The sequence below is a fragment of the Dapis brunnea BLCC-M229 genome (assembly GCF_050015995.1).
In the GTDB taxonomy this organism is placed as follows: Bacteria; Cyanobacteriota; Cyanobacteriia; order Cyanobacteriales; family Microcoleaceae; genus Trichodesmium.
Genome location: NZ_JBNHEP010000089.1, coordinates 23434 through 42791 on the forward strand (window position 1 = coordinate 23434; position 19358 = coordinate 42791).

Annotated in this window: 12 protein-coding genes; 6 read left to right on the forward strand and 6 right to left on the reverse strand. The window is 37.8% G+C overall.

Annotated elements, in window-relative coordinates:
• Positions 1-137: 137 nt before the first annotated feature.
• The 5 genes from ACP6PM_RS10245 to ACP6PM_RS10265 form a co-directional block, all read right to left on the reverse strand.
• Entirely contained in the window at positions 138-260 is a 123-nt protein-coding gene (locus tag ACP6PM_RS10245; RefSeq protein ID WP_426584259.1) for a hypothetical protein, read from the reverse strand.
• A 77-nt stretch (positions 261-337) separates the two neighbouring features.
• Positions 338-1561: a flavin monoamine oxidase family protein gene (locus tag ACP6PM_RS10250; protein WP_426584261.1), complete on the reverse strand. Its 1224-nt coding sequence runs from the start codon at positions 1559-1561 to the stop codon at positions 338-340.
• Positions 1562-1772: 211 nt separating this feature from the next.
• Positions 1773-5762 carry a magnesium chelatase subunit H gene (locus ACP6PM_RS10255; RefSeq protein WP_426584263.1) on the reverse strand — a complete coding sequence of 1330 codons (3990 nt, stop codon included), beginning with the start codon at positions 5760-5762 and terminating at the stop codon, positions 1773-1775.
• A 1273-nt stretch (positions 5763-7035) separates the two neighbouring features.
• Positions 7036-7173, reverse strand: a complete 138-nt coding sequence (locus tag ACP6PM_RS10260) for a hypothetical protein (RefSeq protein WP_426584265.1) — start codon at positions 7171-7173, stop codon at positions 7036-7038.
• 29 nt (positions 7174-7202) lie between these two features.
• Entirely contained in the window at positions 7203-7787 is a 585-nt protein-coding gene (locus ACP6PM_RS10265; RefSeq protein WP_426584267.1) for a transposase family protein, read from the reverse strand.
• A 290-nt stretch (positions 7788-8077) separates the two neighbouring features.
• On the opposite strand from ACP6PM_RS10265, the gene ACP6PM_RS10270 reads away from it, so the two are divergent.
• Both ACP6PM_RS10270 and ACP6PM_RS10275 read left to right on the forward strand, forming a co-directional pair.
• The gene (locus ACP6PM_RS10270) at positions 8078-8554 is read left to right on the forward strand and encodes an ankyrin repeat domain-containing protein (protein WP_426584269.1); all 477 of its coding nucleotides are present in this window, start codon (positions 8078-8080) and stop codon (positions 8552-8554) included.
• 324 nt (positions 8555-8878) lie between these two features.
• Positions 8879-10618, forward strand: coding sequence for a hypothetical protein (locus ACP6PM_RS10275; protein ID WP_426584271.1), 1740 nt, complete (start codon positions 8879-8881; stop codon positions 10616-10618).
• A gap of 726 nt (positions 10619-11344) precedes the next feature.
• On the opposite strand, the gene ACP6PM_RS10280 is transcribed toward ACP6PM_RS10275, so the two are convergent.
• The gene (locus tag ACP6PM_RS10280; RefSeq protein ID WP_426584272.1) at positions 11345-11695 is read right to left on the reverse strand and encodes a PAN domain-containing protein; all 351 of its coding nucleotides are present in this window, start codon (positions 11693-11695) and stop codon (positions 11345-11347) included.
• A gap of 595 nt (positions 11696-12290) precedes the next feature.
• Here ACP6PM_RS10280 and ACP6PM_RS10285 point away from each other — a divergent pair.
• The 4 genes from ACP6PM_RS10285 (at position 12291) to ACP6PM_RS10300 (ending at position 19011) form a co-directional block, all read left to right on the forward strand.
• The gene (locus ACP6PM_RS10285; RefSeq protein WP_426584274.1) at positions 12291-14534 is read left to right on the forward strand and encodes a WD40/YVTN/BNR-like repeat-containing protein; all 2244 of its coding nucleotides are present in this window, start codon (positions 12291-12293) and stop codon (positions 14532-14534) included.
• A 52-nt stretch (positions 14535-14586) separates the two neighbouring features.
• Positions 14587-14817 carry a hypothetical protein gene (locus ACP6PM_RS10290; RefSeq protein ID WP_426584276.1) on the forward strand — a complete coding sequence of 77 codons (231 nt, stop codon included), beginning with the start codon at positions 14587-14589 and terminating at the stop codon, positions 14815-14817.
• A gap of 660 nt (positions 14818-15477) precedes the next feature.
• Complete coding sequence (locus tag ACP6PM_RS10295) at positions 15478-16413, forward strand: glycosyltransferase family 2 protein (RefSeq protein WP_426584278.1); 936 nt, start codon at positions 15478-15480, stop codon at positions 16411-16413.
• 792 nt (positions 16414-17205) lie between these two features.
• Entirely contained in the window at positions 17206-19011 is a 1806-nt protein-coding gene (locus ACP6PM_RS10300) for a hypothetical protein (protein ID WP_426584280.1), read from the forward strand.
• The last annotated feature ends 347 nt before the right edge of the window (positions 19012-19358 follow it).

The following is a 19358-nucleotide window of genomic DNA, read 5'->3' on the forward strand; positions in this document are numbered from 1 at the left end:
AGGATAGCACAAAAAGTTGTAATAAAAAAAGGTAGCGATCGCCTGTTTTATCTATGTCAATATTAACCGATTTTTTTGTGTAGGAATTTCTCGCCCTAATTCTTGAGCAGTTTCTATCCATTCTTGCATAATTATTTCTACATTTTCCAGTGCTGACTGATAGGTTTATCCATCAGCAATACAACTGGTAATTCAGTTACTTCTGCTATAAATGCTCTTGTTTCTTGACTCCAGTAGAGGATTATTTCGTAGTCTAGCATTAGCTTAATTTTCTAGATGATATTTGATAATAATTGCACTAATTTGTTTGACTTAATAGGCTTTTGCTTGTGAGTCTTTAACTAGATATGCGCTCTGATGTCGCCTGATGAATCTGTTTAGCAGCCATCAATCCAGACTCTAATGCTCCTTGTAACCATCCTCTTGTAGAAGAGGTATGGTCTCCAGCAAAATAAATTCGTCCTTCACTACGACTAAGTTCATTAAATAATTTTTCCTCTTGGGATTTACTAGGATATGCCCAACCTCCCTTAGACCAAGGATCGTTCATCCAAGAATAACTGATAGAACTCACCTGATAATTAGTAACCCCAGGTATAATCTGTTTCCATTGCTGTAGTAATTGAGCTAATCTAGCATCTGGGTCAAGGGCATCCATCGCTAGAGCCATTTCCCCTTTTAGATAGGAATGCAAAATCCCTGTTTTTCCTGGACTATCCCAAGTAGGCTGCCACAGTTCTTCAGGGCGATCGCTTAAAAAACCCCAACCATTTAAACCTTCTTTTTCCCAGAAACGTTCAGGAAATTCTACAAACATTCGAGTAGAAGGGCGATAGTTATAACCCCCAGAAAAAGCAATCTGTTTTAGAGGAGACAGTGGCGGATTAAAATCGATCTGTCCTAGCACTGGCAATGGTACAGTACAAAGCACAAAATCTCCATTGTACTCTAGCCCAGATTTACAAAAAACCCGAACACCTAGAGATGTTTGCTCAATGCGAGTCACCGCATCACCAAGATTAATTTTTTCAGCTAGAGCTGTAGCAAAAGCTTGTGGCAACATATCTGAACCCTTGCTAATCTTAGTAGTTTCAAATATTGGTACTTGTGATAAAGCTTTGGTTAAGTCATCACTAGAAACTAAAGTACGTTTACCATCTTTCAACCTAATGTAAAGTCCTTCTCTTGGATAAAAAGGCTTCAGTTTTAGACCAAAATGTTGAACATAAGCAAGGGTAAGATCGTGAGTTGAAGGAATTCTTGCCGCTCCTGCTTCTACAAAATGTCCTTCACTAAAATCACCGCGCAGGGTTAAAACTCTACCGCCTACTCGATCGCGTGCTTCTAACACTGTCACTTTATGACCCACTGTTGCCAGCTCATATGCTGCTACCAGACCAGACACCCCTGCTCCTACAACTATTACTTTTTGAGGTGGAAAACCTGATTCTAATGATCCTGGAGTTCTTGAGTTTCTGGATTTAACTTGAGCACAGGCTTTTGTACCAACAAAGGTTAAGCCACTAAGCAATAAAAATTTACGGCGATTAAGTTTCAACATAATATAGTTACTCTAAATCAATAACAATTATTTTATGTCAAATACTGATAAATACCTCAAATGTAGAAAAATTTTCTAAATTTTTGTAGTAGTCAAAAAACTAGAGCGGGCAAATATTTACCCACCCTACTAAATCAATTGATAATTAATAATTAGAGATAGCTTTCATTATCCATTCATTATTAATTATTAATTATTCATTATCCATTAATTACTCTATTCCTTCAATCCGATCCTCCACTTGCTGATACAACTCCCTCAACTTATCCAAATTACTTTCACTGGTCTCCCAATAACCGCGACCATTGACTTCCAACAGTGTAGTCACCATTTTCCGGAACGAATGCGGATTCAAATTCAACAACCGCTGCTGCATCTGCTCATCCTTAATAAAGGTCTCATTTACATCCTCATAAACCCAATTATCAACAGCACCAGCAGTCGCACTCCATCCCATGGTATTAACGAGACGCTTTGACAACTCCCGCACTCCTTCATAACCATGAGACAACATTCCCTCATACCATTTCGGATTCAACATTTTCGTCCGCGCATCCAAACGTACCGTCTCAGATAAAGACCGCACCTGAGCATTCGCTGTTGTTGTATCCGCAATGTAAGAAGATGGTTTTTTTCCATCATCCCGGAGAGTCGCTACAATTTTAGTCGGGTCGGAATCAAAATAGTGACTCACATCGGTCAAACTAATTTCCGATGAATCTAAATTTTGGAATGTCGCGTCGGCAGTTTTCAACGCTGACTCAAATACTTTCCGGTTATCTTCCATCATTCCTGGGTTATCAGAATTAAATGCGAACGACTTGCGCTTCAAATACATTTCCTGTAATTCTGACTCATCTTCCCAGGTACTATTCTCCACTGCCAAGTTAACATTTGCAGCGTATGAACCCGAAGCATTAGAAAATACCCGCGTTGCAGCTTGACGTAAATTTACTCCTAAATCTTCTGCTTGCTTGAGAGCGTGCTTCCGAACAAAATTCATCTCTTCCGGTTCGTCTGCTTCTGCTGCCATTTTCACAGCTTTATCTAAAAGGTTCATTTGATTGATAAATAAATCTCGGAATACACCAGAACAGTTAATCACTACGTCAACACGAGGACGACCTAATTCCTCCAATGGAATTAATTCCAACTTATTCACCCGACCCAAAGCATCAGGTACAGGTTTCACACCTACCATCCACATTACTTGAGCGAGAGACTCACCATAAGTCTTGATATTGTCAGTTCCCCACAAAACAACAGCGATAGTTTCTGGATACTGCCCACCATTTTCTTGCATCTGTCGTGCCAATAAACGGTCAACCACAATTTTTGCCGACTTAACCGCAGCAGCAGTAGGAATAGACTGGGGGTCGAGGGCGTGCATATTCTTACCAGTCGGCAACACATCCGGGTTCCGAATCGGGTCGCCACCAGGTCCGGGTAAAATATATTCCCCTTCCAACGCTCGCAACAGAGAACCTAACTCGTTATCAGCACAAACCTGCTCAAGGCAAAATTCCAAATATTCAAACAGAGGTTTAATAACTTCAGCATCAACATCAGGAAAACCTGCTGCTTCTAAAGCTTCTATCCAAGGTGCTTTTTTCCTCATATTGAAGAAATTGAGTTTGCTCACCATCGAAACTCGACCTTCAGCATCCGTTTGTTGTTGTACCAACGCAGCAACAGCAGCACGAGTCGCTTCCGTAATACTCTGAACTAACTCCACATCTGCCAAAATACCTTTATTATTATTTTGGTAAAGTTCCTCAATATCGCGGTTAAGACTATTAGCAATGATCCGAGGTAAACCAGTTATTTCTTCCTCTTCCCGGTCTAAACTAGCAATATTTACCAAAGTAGCGATCGCCTCTTCAGCACTAGGAGGTTTACCAATAATGTGCAAACCACAAGGCAACAACCGAGACTCAATTTCCATCAGTCTGCGATAAACATCCCCAACAATTTTATCCCGTTCCTCAGCAGTCAACTCCTGAGCATCTTTTTCTGGCAGCGTCACATCCTGGTCTAAATTCACTATCCGACACTTATCCATAATAGTGTTGACAATGGGAATACCTCGTCCGCTATCCTTCAAAGTTTGATAGGAACCGATCAACTCGTTCAACTCCTGCAAACCCTTATATAAACCAGCATTTTCCGCAGGGGGAGTCAAGTAAGAAATAGTCTCAGCATAACTCCGACGTTTAGCAATAGTCGCCTCACTCGGATTATTCGCTGCATAATAATAGATATTGGGAATACTACCAATCAGATTATCAGGATAACAATCTCCAGACATTCCAATTTGCTTACCAGGCATAAATTCGAGAGAACCGTGAGTACCAAAATGCAGCACCGCATCAGCTTTCCAAATTTGTTCTAAATAAGTATAGTAAGCAGCAAAACCATGATGGGGACTTGCGGAACGAGAAAATAATAACCGCATCGGGTCGCCTTCATAACCAAATGTTGGTTGTACTCCAATAAAAACGTTGCCGAAACTCTTACCGTAGATTAATAAATTTTCGCCATCGCTATTCAGGTTTCCTGGAGGGGGTCCCCAATTTTCATGTAAACGTTCGGAATATGGTGTCAAACTTTCATATTCTGCAACTGACATCCGGTGAGCAATATTCAACTCCGGACTTTGATACTGAGCAGTCGCATCATGGATGACTTGCTTCATCAACTCTTCTGCGGAGTCTGGCAAATCTTGAATATCGTAACCGTTACCTTTGAGTGCTTTGACAACTTCATAGATAGAACCAAATACATCTAAATATGCAGCAGTACCAACATTTCCCTTATCTGGTGGGAAACTGAAAATAGTAATAGCAACTTTTTTATTCAGTTTAGGTTTACGTCTAAGAGTTGCCCACTTGAGAGCGCGTTGAGCAACAGCTTCGATCCGGTCTTGGAGAGCGATCGCTTTTCCGGTCGCCCCATCCCGTCCAGACATAATAATAGGTTCGATCGCTCCGTCAAGTTCGGGAATAGCTATTTGCAAAGCAACTTGTATGGGGTGCAAACCAAGTTCGCTTTCTTCCCATTCTTCAGTAGTCTGGAAAACCAGAGGTAGGGCAACCATATATGGTCGGTTCAACCGTTTCAAAGATTCGATAGCTTTCGGATGGTCTTGTCTAGCAGGTCCGCCAACCAGTGCAAAACCAGTTAGAGAAATAACTGCATCTACTAATGGTGTAGGTTCAACTCCCTTAGCAGCAGTTTCCCAAAAATAGGCATCCACTGGTTTAGAAAAATCTAACCCTCCAGCAAATACAGGCACAACTCGCGCTCCCATTGCTTCCAATTCTTGCAACATGGCAACGTAGTGAGCGTCATCTCCCGTAACTAAGTGGGTACGCTGCAAAACTAAACCAACACAAGGAGCGAGGGGGTCTTTCAAATCTTCGGAAATGTCTTTGCGATTGTTGTACCAGGTGAGATATTCTTTAACATCCTCAAACATTTTAGGTGCCAGGGGATGCCAGATACCCATGTCTGGATAAACTACTGGATCGACATATTGAAAAGAACTTTTTTTCTCATTCTTGAAAACATATTTGTCTGCCAACATCAGCAAGAAATTTTCCAAGTTTTCCGAGGAACCCCCTAACCAATACTGGAAACTGAGCATAAAGTTCCTAGCATCCTGCGCCTTGTCAATAGGCATATACTTCAATACTTTCGGCAGAGTTTGCAGTAACTTCAACATTCCATCTTGGAAAGAAGAGCCAGATTTTTCCTTGCGCTTCCGCATGAACTGAGCAATCGCGCTTTTACTCTGACCTAGTTGGGCCATTGAAAAGCTGCCCATTTTATTCAGGCGCATTACCTGTGGCATGGAAGGGAAGACAACGGCAACATCTAATTTATCGCGGTGGGGGGTAACAGCCTCTACCACTTTTTCGGCCAAGTCTTCAATAAAAATTAGGGAAGCGATAAAAATGTTAGCTTCAGAAACCTCTTTTTTGAAGTTTTCATAGTTTTTTGGGTCGCGTAGTTCTTCTATTAGATAGCCACTAATTTCTATGGCCAGGTTAGGATTTTTTTCGTTAATAGAACGCACTGCTCCTGAGAGGGCACTTTGATATTGTGCTTCTAAAACGATATATACGACTTTCAGGAGCGATCGCCCTTTCAAGTCTTCTGGGACAATGTGGCGAACGGCGGGTTTAACAGATGTGAACATTAAGTATTGCTCCTTGAGGATAATTGCTGATACTTAATGAGTATTTTTACCATAAAATAGTAACAAAAGGTAGGGTAAGGTCTTGGTTTGATACAATTCTATAAAAAATTTGAAATTTTTCGTTACATTTATTGACAAAATGCCTAGTATATACTCTAATATTTTTTACAAAAATTAACTTGACATTTTGTTATAAATATGTATATAAGTCAGACTATACATCGGCACTTAGCTCCGCATTGGTAATTGATAGGATGATTTATGTGTAGGCGGTTCCTACTCCAGTCAAGGTAAGCAAAGAGGGATTGCCCAAATTTCCGAAACGCTGATTGAGCAACTGCCTTAATTCTGAATCAGAAAATCTGACCTACTTATATCATGTCCGGTTGAATAGTTATAATTAGAGCTTCGTAGTAGGGCTAGAGCAATACTACAAACAAAAATTTTTTGTTTCGCTGCGCGACATGAAACGCGTCAGCGGAACGGAGTTCTATCGCTGATTATCCGGACATGGTATTAGTGAAGCATCATCCAAAGTCGGGAATAAACGACCACTGCCAAAAGTAGATTGACTGCTATTCTGGTTATAGAATAAATTACCTGTGCTTTGATATTTCTACTACTGGTTGCATATGTCTGACTGTCCACAATTTAAAACTCCCTACTCCCTGGATTACAAGCGATCGCGACTGCCCACACCGATTAAAATATCATCACCTGCTGCATCTTAAGCATTTGATAATTTGACAAATTAATAATTAGAAAAAAATCATTGATAAAATGTTTAAACCTACATTCCGCACTACAAAATGTAGCATGAACAACGGAGACAGGAGACAGGAGACAGGAGACAGGAGGCAATCAAAGTGGTCAATAGGAGTAAGTAATTGAGTATTTATGCTTAATATTTTCCTGAGAATCTGACTCCTGAGAAAGGTCAATGAATAGGATTTATAGAGTATAAATACGAACCCGCGCTACCATTTTTTATACTACTTTTAATATTACAACTTGACGTGCGGAATATGGGTTTAAATAAAAGAAATAAAATAGAGTTGTTGGGAAATAACTTAGGTTAGCGAAAAATGAAAACTTAAACTGATCAATTTTGGTTAGTGACTTTGTTATTTATGCTGCCATCAGCTACAGGTTCCATAATCCAGTTGCTGTTAACATTAATTTGTCATCAAAATCATTCTTGTGATTACGGTAAATCTGATTGACAGCCCCATAGCGTTTGACACCCGCAAAGGCGTTTTCACATATTACCCGCTTATTGACTCAATTTCCGATTTTCCTGCTTTTGCTGTTCAGTTAATTCTCCCCCTTTTGGTTTTTTATGGGGTATACAGATATTTTCATACTGATGTTGAATACCTTGAAACCCACTATCTACTTCAATTGGTATCACGACCGGTATATTTCCTATCAACTTTTCGCTCACGCATGGAGTTTCTTGTCATGTAACTTTCCCTCTCTTGCCTGACTCAACACTAGCACTTGTTTATTTTGGTCTACTGCTGCTAGATGTTTGCGAGTATGACGCTTTTTTTTTCCTGAATAATTCAGTTTTTGTTTTTCTGAGTCAGTAGGCCGTTGCACTGGCCGTTCTGTACCATCCATCACCACTCGTTCTACTTCAGGGAAACGCTCCATAAATGCTTGGAGACTGTTGATTTGGCGTTCTGGTAGTGCTTTTTTTTCTCCCAAGGCTGCTTCTAATACAGGCTGTAAACGATGAGCCCAATGATGTGCCTGGCTACGGTCGATGTCAAACAGAATACTGGCCAAATCAAAGGTGGGGTAACATTTGAAGTAGAAGAGAATATAAAATAATTTGTCTTCAAAAGTCCGTAAACGAGCCTTACGGCCTCCTCCAACAGAGCGTTGACGAGGTTGATCTCTCAATGTTTGCTCATATGCCTGAATAAAGGCTAAGAGCAAGGATTGAAATGCTTTACGATTTAATCGTGTTAATGCCCTGAGTAACCTATCCTGTTTTAAGGCTCGTTCAATATTTAGCATTTCTGAGCACCAATTTTTTCTTGGTTTATTTTACCTTATTTCCCAACAACTCTAATAATTAGAAAAGAGGGAGTAGGGAGTAGGAGGAAATTTGGGCGTTGCTGAATAAATGTATGATATTAAAGGAGTCAGGATTAAGGAGGTAGAAAGGAGTTTTTTTCCGCAACTTTGGGTAGGTTCTAGGTATGATTTGCACTCTTAATTTTGGACTCAAAACTTAGATTATTAGCAATTTCATACTGTATTTCAGCCACTCCACTAAATGAAACTAAATTATAGGAGAAAATTCAATGACAGAATTAATTAACGTTGCTAAAGCTGGAGATATTTCTCAAGTTGAAACTTTGCTGAGAGGGGGTGTGGATATTAATGCCAGAAACTCGGAGGGTTCAACTGCTTTAATTGCTGCTGCTGAAGCTGGCCATGTAGAGATAGTGAAAAAATTGCTGGTTACTGGTGCAGATGTCAATGGCAATGATCCTGATGGTTGGGTCCCTTTGATGAGTGCTGCTGCTAGTGGCAACCAGGAGATTTTGCAACTGTTGTTAGATGCTGGTGCTGATGTTAATGCTACTACGAATTTTGGCTTGACTGCTTTAATGACTGCTGCTGGTAGTGGTCATATTACTCTAGTGCAAATTTTACTAGGCCAGGGAGCAGAGATTAAGGCGAAAGATAATAATAAATGGACGGCCTTAGTCTGGGCAAATTCGGAAGGTCATAAGAATGTGGTGGAGTTGCTGAAGCAGATGCGCGACGGTGAATGAGATTAATTTTTTTCTCAACATACATTCAACAATTAATAATTAAATAATTCTGGTTTAAAGCCTCTCATGAGCAAGGATAAAAAGCGGTCGAGGGATGGCGAGGTCTCCTCGCCATATCCAATCGACCAAGAGAAAAGAAATAATATTTCCTTAGATTCAATCCTCTTGGTTTTAACCAGAGGTAATTATCCATTATCCATTAATGAACTCTTCTTTTCAAGAAGAGGATTGGAGAAAAATATTTTTTTCTTTTTTATTCCTGAAATTAGAGGGTTTCAACCTTAATTTTGCGGTAAAAATAAATAGTTTTTAACTAAATAATTTATGGAGCAACAAAACCGCCAACAAATTCCGATTTTATGTCTGATTTTTTTGCCAGTTTTATTCATGGGAATTTGCATCCTCAAGTATAGTGTAAATTTTCCTTTTTCTGACCAATGGCCTCTAGCCATCATGTTTGAGAAAATCTACACTGGTAATCTTTCTTTTAGTGACTTATTTGCTCAATTTCATGAAAGTAGAAAATTTTTTCCCAGGCTAATTTTTATCGGTTTAGCTTATTTGACGAATTGGGATGTCAGGTATGAAATGTTGGTAATCTTTTTGTTGACTTGCATTGTTTCTCTAAATGTCTATTGGTTAAGTAGGTTAACTGTAAAAGGTGGTTTTGTTACTCAACTTTTTCTCTTAACAATTTCTAACTTACTAATTTTTTCTCCTGCCCAATATGAAAATTGGCTTTGGGGAATTCAGGTTGTGGTTTATATTCCTATTGCTTGTTTGACTGGCTGTTTAGTTATTGCTCAAAAAAAATTGAGTTTAAGAACAAAGTTGATAATTTGTTTTTGTCTGTGTACGGTTAGCACTTTTTCTTATGCCAATGGAATGTTGACTTGGGTATTGGTTTTTCCCGGATTAACAATTTTAGCCTCTGGAAAATGGCAGGAAATTTTCACTAAAAATATTTGGATAATTATTGGTGGTTTTTTGGGTTTTGTCGCCAACGTAGTTGTTTATTTTTATGATTACCAAAAACCTGATAAACACCCGAGTTTATTCTCAGCGATCAGTCATCCAGTTGATACATTTCATTATTTCTTGGCTTTTTTAGGCGCTCCTTTGGCATTTGAAAATTTAACTGTGGCAACAATAGTCGGATTTTTGGTATTTGGTTTGTGGATGTTTGTCTGTTGGCAGTTTTTTCGATTAGTTAAAACAGATTTTTTGTTATTACATCGTCTCATTGTTTGGCTAATGATTGGAGTTTATGCAATTATTAGTGGAGCTGTAACTGCTGTAGGTAGAGTTGGTTTTGGTGTTGGTCAAGCTTTGGCTCCAAGATATACAGCTTTTTCATTATATTTGATGGTGTCTTTGATTTATCTACTGGCTATTTTTTTCCAGATAGCTAGTCAAAACAATACTCGGAAAAAGTTAATTAGATATAATTCCTTATTACTTATTACTGTTTTCTTAGCTTTACATATTAATACGACTATGAATGCTTTAGACAGGATGAGCGATCGCCGAATTATATTGCTTCAAAGTAAAGCTTGTTTATTGATGATAAATGTCATCCATCAAGATGAATGTTTGGTAATGAAAAGAAGTTCTGAACCTCTGAAAAAAACTGCTAATATTTTAGATAAATTGGGTTTTTTACAACCAGGATTAGTCAAGAGTAAAAATATTCAAGATATTGCAGAAGAGCCAAAATCAGACTTAGTTTATGGTTATTTTGATACAGTAAATCAAATTGATAACCAGACTTATATTGCTAATGGTTGGGCAATATTACCAGAAAGAGGCGAAGTTGCTGATGGAGTGATTTTAACTTATGAAAATTCCGAAGGAGAAGCAATAATATTTAAGTTAATTAATCAGAGAACACCCAGACCTAGTGTCAGAGAATATTTTAATAATTCAACTTATTTATATTCAGGTTGGCAAACATCTTTTTCTATTGAGGAAATTCCCCAAGGAACAGTTAAACTTAAAGCTTGGGCGTTTGATACGGAGACTGGCAAAGCTTTTTTATTAAACAAAACTCAAATAGTTAACTAGCTATGAGCTTTTATAGCAATTTGAAAAAAGAATGTTACGAATAGTAAGGGGGATAAAAATATTTTTCAGAAGATTTCCCTTTGGCAAAAAAGATAATTTCCGATCTAAAACATGGTATCAAAGGCATTTATTCTGACTCCTGACTCCTAAAAAATCCCCTAGTCATTTGTAGCAAACATTTATCAAAATGGTATTAGCAGCTCAGGGTTACAGCGCTTTTCAGATTGATGAACCACATTGGCACAACCAAAACCTTGTAGGGACCTTCCATGGAAGGTCCCTACTGTGGTCTACCGTGCAGGAAAACTGCTGTAAAATCCCTAGCCAGCAGCATTAGTAATATCAAGGTTAGATTTACTGAAACAAAAATGGTTATTCTTATACCAATTCACTTTAAAAATGTCACAAATAGTTTCAAACACCCTATGTGAAATAATTTCCTGAAACTACTGAGCGCGTAAAAGTTATGAGTCTATAAAATCATAATGCATTCAGGCATGAATTTTGACTGTCTTGAGTCTGTCTTACATTCTGGAGCGCCTACTGTGCGGAAGTAATTCCGCACAGTAGGCGCTCCGTAGGGGACCTCAGAATTACACACTCGATGCATGAATTCTGTGAAACGGTATTACTACCTGGCGATCGCTCCTTGGCAAAATACCAAAAAAGAGCGATCGCTACTGGATATAAGCGATCGCTCTTAAAAGGTAGATGGTAAGATTGCAATTAGTAACCTTGTGGTTTTAATGCAGAAATATAGCCTTCATTTACTTCTGCTGAAAAGTAAGCAATTAACTTCGTACAAGTTGATGTACGTCGAAACCAATTCACTGCTATACACTCAGAATCACTTTCACATAAGTTAGAACATTCTTGTAGCCCAGAAACAGTGGTAACGGCAAACTGTCGACCTCGGATAAATACATCAGGCGACAATGGCCCCATGTCTGCAAGAGCTGACGTTACATTTCCTAGCATCGTAACGAAAAAAAACAATGCTACCAGCATGATTCCTGGGATCATTTTCCACAATCTTTCTACTTGTTTCTCCTTTTCCTTATATTCGATGTTTTTCAAAAAGTACTTTCAAATTTTCATTGATGGTAAATACACTAGAATACTACCTTTTCCTCTAATATTTTCTTAATTTTTCTTTCCCAGCAACTTTAGCAATCTAACAACTACAGATAATAATTGACTTTTCAGTTGTGTATTTTTATGATTATCAAAAACCCGATCGACATCCGAGCTTTTTATTGACAATAAGTCACCCAGTTAATAAATTTTATTACTTTCTCGCTTTTTTAGTCGCTCCTTTAGCATTTGAAAATTTCACTGTGGCAATAGTAGTCAGAGTTTTGGTATTTTGAGTAACTAACAAAGCAAAAGTTGCGATCGCTTGAGACAGAATTCAGGATATAGAAGTCAATAGTCAGGCAAGGATGCAAATAATTCAATTATACCAATTGGAAAAAAGTTGGGTAAATATCCGGAGTAGGGAATTGTAATAAGCAGAATTATCAGGCTTCCCTACTTCTGATTTCTGCCATTCAGCAAGCATATAAGAGTTTTCGAGCGAAATGGTATTATCCATAGCATGCTAAGATAATGTTGTGAAAATAACTGTATTTTTGAGAAGATAATTTTTATGACTCAAAGCCTTTCCCGAATCATGAAATTTTTCAGATTAGTATTAGTTGCCTTCCTAATGGCAATACTTGTGAATATGGGTATCTCAGTGGCGCATCGTCCACATGATGTTGTCACACACATTGAAGTATCACCAAATTATCAACAAGACCAGACAGTATTAATTGTTGTTAGAAATAACCTGTATCGTTCATCTGATGGAGGCGCTTCATGGCAGCGTATTACTCAGGGTTTAGATTATTCTAGTTTATTTATCACAGCTCTGGAGTTGAGTCAGCAAAATGATGGTTTGGCATTTCTGGGAACACTTGGAGATGGAATCTATCGCTCATCAGACAAAGGACTTACCTGGCAAAATACCAGTAAAGGTTTAGATGAACTTGCTATAGACCATATAATTGTTTCACCAACTTCATCAAAAGTTGTCCTAGCCAGTATATCCGATCAACTCTACTTAACTCAAAATTCTGGGGAGAGTTGGCAACAGGTCTTCCAAAGTAAAAGTCCTATTGAAGCTCTGGGTTTTTCTAATGATGGCAAATTAGTTATTGCTGCCAATACAAAAGAACTCTTGGTCTCTCGCGACAGTGGAGCCACTTGGCAAGCTAGCGATCGCGCAGCATCTGGCCTGCCACTTGATAGTCCAATTATTGCTATTGAGTCTATGCTAGGTGGACCAGTCGGTTCAATGTCGCTTGGGACTGAAACCCAGGGTATTTTTCAAACCACTGACCAAGGCAAAACTTGGACAAAACAGGTAACTCCGATTGCCAATGAGGTTATTAAAGATATCAAAATTATTCCAGGTTCTCAAAATGAACCACAACTGTTTGTTTCCACGGCAAATACTGGGTTATTTTACTGGGATGGCCAAGAATGGCAAGCAAAAACTCAGGGACTAATAATCGATCCCCAAGCTAAAGGTATGAAGCAACCTAACTTTACTGAGCTGGAGTTCTCTCCAGATGGCAGTGTGAGTTTCCTAGCAGGTTTTGATGGTCTCTTCAAGTCGGAAGATCGGGGGGAAAATTGGCAAGACTTAGAAACCATACTGAGGAGTACGGTGGTTGCAATGGCAGTTTCTAATAATTCAACTTTGGCAACTGTGGACTACGTTGGCCACATTAATATCAGTAGCGATGGCGGTCAAACTTGGAAAATCGCTGAAAGAGGTCTGCAAGAACCTTGGTTTACTAGAAAGTGGGAATCACTACCACCCAACTATGATCCTCGTCGCTACTTTGATGTTGCTTTTTCTCCAAACTACGATCGAGATAAAACACTATGGGCCTCACTACTCTGGACAAAGGTCGCAAGAAGTCAGGATGGTGGTATTTCCTGGTCAATTACTTCTATGCCTAAGGAAGAACGTGGACTCACAATAGGTGTTTCTCCAGACTTCTCAAATGATAAGACTGTTTACATCGCAGCTCAGAAGGGTAATATCTATCGGTCTCAAAATGGAGGTAAAGATTTTCAGAAAGTTGGTCAGGTTCCATCTCTTCGAGGGAACAATGGTTCGTCTATTGTCATATCTCCTAATTTTGCTAGCGATAATACTCTCTATGTAACTGGAGAGAAGGGAGTCTACAAGAGCACCGACGCTGGGAAAAACTGGGAAGCAATAACTGAAAATACAGCTTTAGCTGAAGCCGGAAAAATCCAGATAGTTATTTCTCCAGGCTTTGCACAGGATCAAACTTTATTTGTTAGTACCAGGGGTCAAGGTCTTTTTGAATCACGGGATGGAGGAAAAACTTGGAACCAGCGGTTGACTATACCTGGATTAGATACTGACTCCCCTGAATTGGAAGCTATTGCTATTTCACCAAACTATGAGAACGATCAAACACTTGTGTTGGGTGTGCTAGGTCTTGGGTTATACAAAAGTGAAGATGGAGGGCAATCATTCAAACAAATTACAGATGGTTCATTACCTGTATCAAGAATAGGCAATGTGCCTTCATCAGGAAGGCCGATTGTTTTTTCACCAAACTATTTTAATGATAGGACTATCTACAGCTTTGGTTCAGCCAGTTTGGAAATATTCAAGTTAACAACAGATAATGGAAAAACTATAGAAACTTTAGTTATTCAAAATTCTGAGTCAATGGGAGAACTAAATTTTCTCAGCAATATTCGGCTAGCTTTATATGTCTATCAAAGTTTATTGAAAAGGGTTTTAGCCCTGTTAGTCGTCGTCATCGTAATAGGGGTCGTTATCTACCTAATGTCAAGAAAACTCAAGGGCCGAGGTAAGGTATAACTGTTTAGCATTTAAACTATATATCTTAATTTTGGGAAAGGTAACACCGGATATGCGAACAGGAAAGCAAAACAAAAATCTTATTCTATCTTTGCATCTACCTCAAGTTCATCAGTATCAGCAAACTGAACCCTCTATGCCGATCGGTTGGAAAGTTTTGATCGTTATGATACTGGTATTGCGTATCTTTTTATCTTTCGGCAACTTAGATCAAAACCCTGACAATGCTGATGAAGTTAGAGGCTTTGATCGAATAGCAGGTTACACCATTAACACCTATTAGATATCTCCAGAAAATCAACTTGCCCTGTATTTAACATCAGCTAGAGTTGTAAAAGTCACTTACAAAATCATTTTTCGTATCTTTGGCGTGAAAATCTATTCTCTGTTCCCAGTTAAGTGTTTCCAGTTAAGTGTTCCCTACTATGTGCAAAAAGTCTATATCTTTTAATTTGAAAAAGATAGTGGGGGTCGCCAAATTTTGGCTTAAAACATTTAACAGTTAACCGATGAATGATGACTGATAAGTAGGGACGTTCAATAGAACGTCCCTACTGTATTATTGTAGGAGGAGGTTTTTCTATGGCTATAAAATCGGATTTATAGGGCTTTTCATTAACATAGAATACAGAGATTTTGGCTTAAAGGGACTTATGCTGAGGGCAGAAGCGGTGCGACCCAGCGACGACGACAGCTCGCTTGCTGAACGCGCACCAAGAGAGGGAATGCTGACCAAGAGAGGCAGAAGTTTTGTAGTAAACATTTTGGAAAACCGCTATAATAATATCATGTTAATTTGAATGCACATAATATAAGTGATATCGCAAACAGGTTCAAAATTATAATGTGGGCATTCTCCGCGACGTGATATAAATTAAAAACTCGTAGACTTGACAAGCATAAACCAGATATATATGATTTATGCGAAGCATTAAAAATCACTATGAAAAATATTGATTATTCTGTAGTTATTCCCATTTTCAACGAATCAGAAATTATCCCTGAACTCTGGCGAAGATTATCAGATGTTTTAGACAGAGTTGATGGGAGTAGTGAAGTAATTTTTATAAATGATGGGAGTGTAGATAATTCTTTTGAACTGCTAAAAGAAATAAGTCATAAAAATCAAGAAGTAAAAATTATTAGCTTTTCCAGAAACTTCGGTCATCAATGTGCTTTATCTGCTGGAATAGATCATGCTAATGGTAAAGCAGTTATTCTAATGGATGGAGATTTACAAGATTCTCCAGAAGCAATTATCAGTTTTTCGCGACTTTGGCAACAGGGATATGATGTGGTTTATGCTATTAGAAAAAATCGCAAAGAAAAATGGTTAAAACGATTAGCATTTAAAAGCTTTTATTACATCCAAAGAAAGTTGTCAGGAATTGTAACTCCCATGGATGCAGGAATCTTTTCTTTAATGGATAGAAAAGTTATTCTAACCTTACGGCAAATGCCAGAACGCAATAAATATTTAAGTGGGTTAAGAGCTTATGCTGGATTTAAACAAATAGGAGTTTATGTAGAACGGGGTCCTCGATATAGAGGTGAGCCTAAAGTGTCAGTTTCTAAGTTATTTAAACTTGCTTTTGATGGGATATTTTCTTTTTCTACAATTCCTCTAAAAATGGCTACTATTCTAGGTTTAGTATCGGCAATTGTATCTTTTATTATTGGCTTAATTGGTCTTTACGTTAAATTTATTTTAGGGCAAGAATTTCTCTCCTGGGCTTATGGTTTAACTACTACTTTTTTTATGGGAGGAATTCAACTACTTTCTTTAGGAATTATTGGAGAATATATCGGTCGAATTTATGATGAAGTTAGGCAAAGACCTTACTATATTATTGACGAAAAAATTGGCTTTGAGGAATAAAAGTAATTTGTAAGCATTTCCTGCGGAATGCTGGGCAAACATTCTTCAGACATTTATTGTCTTGAAATTATTACTATTACCTGGGTAATGATTGATTTATACAGAGTGATATCATGTCCGGTAGCATCGGTATTGTATAGCAAAGGTAGGGAACACTTAACAGGGAACACTTAACAGAGAAGAGAGACGAGAGGGAGGAAGGTTTAAGAGCAAGAAAAAACTTAAATTTCCTGTTGATATTTACGCTTGGGTTTACACAAACGATATAAACGGACATGATATGATTAGTGCTTTAATTACAACTACTGGAAGGATGGCTTTGGAAATTGAATAATATCTTGATTCAAAAAATATAACTTTTTGTTTGTATTTGATTGTTCCTATAATTCATTAGTAATTAAATTATAGATAGCTGCTTAGGCAATCAAGTTGATGGCGTATTTGAGAAATTAACAAAACTAGATAATAATATCTATATCAAGCCTAAAACTCCTTTCATTAATGGATAATGGATAATGGATAATTACCTCTGATTAAAACCGTAACGGAATTGAATATAAGGAAATATCCTAGCACTTTTCTCGCATTGGTGATTGGATATGGGTAGGTTTCCTCAGCATCCCATCCTACGGAAAGCTTTCCTATCGGAATGCTCCGCAAACGCAATTCAAGTCGCTCCGCAAAACGACCAAGAGAAAAGAGAATATTCGCCAAGGTCAAGCCTCCTTATTGCAGAGGTACTGAATTGCGCAGTTCCGACCATAGGAGGCTAACTGATAACTGATAACTGAAATGACCCAGATGATTAAAAGAAAAAAAATACTAAACAATAACTTGCTGATTTTACATTTGATCGGCATAGGTTTAGTAATATTGCCAGCAGTTGTAATTGGAATATTAATTATTACTTACAGCGTTAATATTCCCTATTGGGACCAATGGAATCTCATGCCTCAGTTATTTATCAAAATTTCCCAAAATTCTTTGTCATGGCAAGACTTAATTGCTCAACATAATGAAAGTAGAAAGCTATTTCCGCGCCTAATTTTTCTCGGACTAGCATATTTAACTAACTGGGATGTGAGATATGAAATGCTGGCAATATTTTTGTTAGCTTGTCTAGTTTCTCTAAATATTTATCGCCTCAATAGATTAACCGTAAAATTTAAGATATTCCCAACTTTACTCATAGCTTTTTTAGCAAATATTCTGATATTTTCTGCAATTCAATATGATAACTGGTTTTGGGGAATTCAATTAGTAGTTTTCATGCCTATTGCTTGTATTACTACTGCAATTTCAGTTGTTTATTCTCGCCTCAATCTTAGATATAAATTCTTAATTTGTATGATGCTTTGCATCATCAGCACCTTTTCTTATTCTAATGGCATGATAGCTTGGGGAATTATTTTACCTGTACTAACATTAGTTCCAGTCAAATCAAAGTCAGATTTACTGAAACAAAAATGGTTATTCTTAGGTTGGATAGCAGTTTTTATTACCAATATAATTATCTATTTTTATGATTATCGTAAACCAGAAGTTAGCCCTAGTATCATACCAGCATTTCAGAATCCAGAACAAACTTTACAATTTTTCTTAGCCTTTATTGGTTCTCCCTTGGGTTCTGGTTATCAAATATCTCCTCTAATTTATTCGACATTTATTGGTGGAGTAGAAATAGCAATATTTTTCTGTTTATGCCTTTACCTAATCAAACATATTCAAGACAATTCTCTGTTAGAGAGAATGATAGGTTGGATAACGATTGGTTTCTACTCAATAGTTAGTGCTTTAATAACTTCTGTTGGTAGAGTTGGTTTTGGAGTTGAAACTGCTTTGTCTTCAAAATATACAACATTTTCTATCTATCTAATCGTTGCTATTATTCACTTATTACCAATAGTTGTTAGTCATATTTATAGTCAAACATATCTGCAAAAATCCCAAGTATGGCTCCATAAAATTACTGCTGTAATTGCTATATTGGGATTACTTGTTTTATATGGGCAATCATTTACTTACAGTCTCAAGCAAATTCAGAGTATATATCAATTAAGAATGGATGGAAAAACTTGTTTGTCATTTATTAATCTCATAGAAAATAAGTATTGTGTTGCAGAAAAAATTTTAAATAATTATGATGATATCAAATATTTAGCCAATCAACTTAATAACCTCGGAATGTTAAAACCTGGTTTAGTTATCGGCGATAATATTGAAGGGATAGCTGCTGAAAAAGACAAAGATAAAAGGTACGGTTCATTAGATTCAATAATGCCTTTAAATAATTGGTATTTTGTCAATGGTTGGGCATTTTTACCAGAGCGAAATGAACCTGCTGATGCCATTATTTTAACTTATAAAAATCAAGCAGATGATTGGATTATATTTGATATTTTAATGTCTGCTCAAACTCCCAGAGAAAGTTTAGTTCAACTATTTAATAATCCTGCATATTTGAATGCTGGTTGGGAAAAAACAATTGCTGGTAAACTTTTACCAAAAGGTCAGTGGAAAATTTCAGCTTGGGCGTTTGATGCTAAAGTAGGTAAAGCTTATAAATTAGATAGAAATCATCTGATTAACAAAAATTAAGTGTTGTTTACTATAGTTACTTACCGAAAAATTAAGGTTTAAAGCCTCTCATGAGCAAGGAGAAAAAGCGGTCGTTTGCGGAGCATTCCCTCAGGATGGGATGGCGAGGTTTCCCGAAGAGTGCAGAGCCGCTGCCTCTTGCAGAGGAGCTGCCTCTTACTACGGTAGCTCTCGCTAACGCTAACGCTTTTCATGTCGGCGACAGCCGAAACGCCATATCCAATCGACCAAGACAGCGGTCGGAAAGCGGAGCATGACCTTAGGATGGGATGGCGAGGTCTCCCGAAGAGTGCAGAGCCGCGTTTCATGTCGCGTTTGCGTTAGCATGACCTAGGAAAGCGAAACGC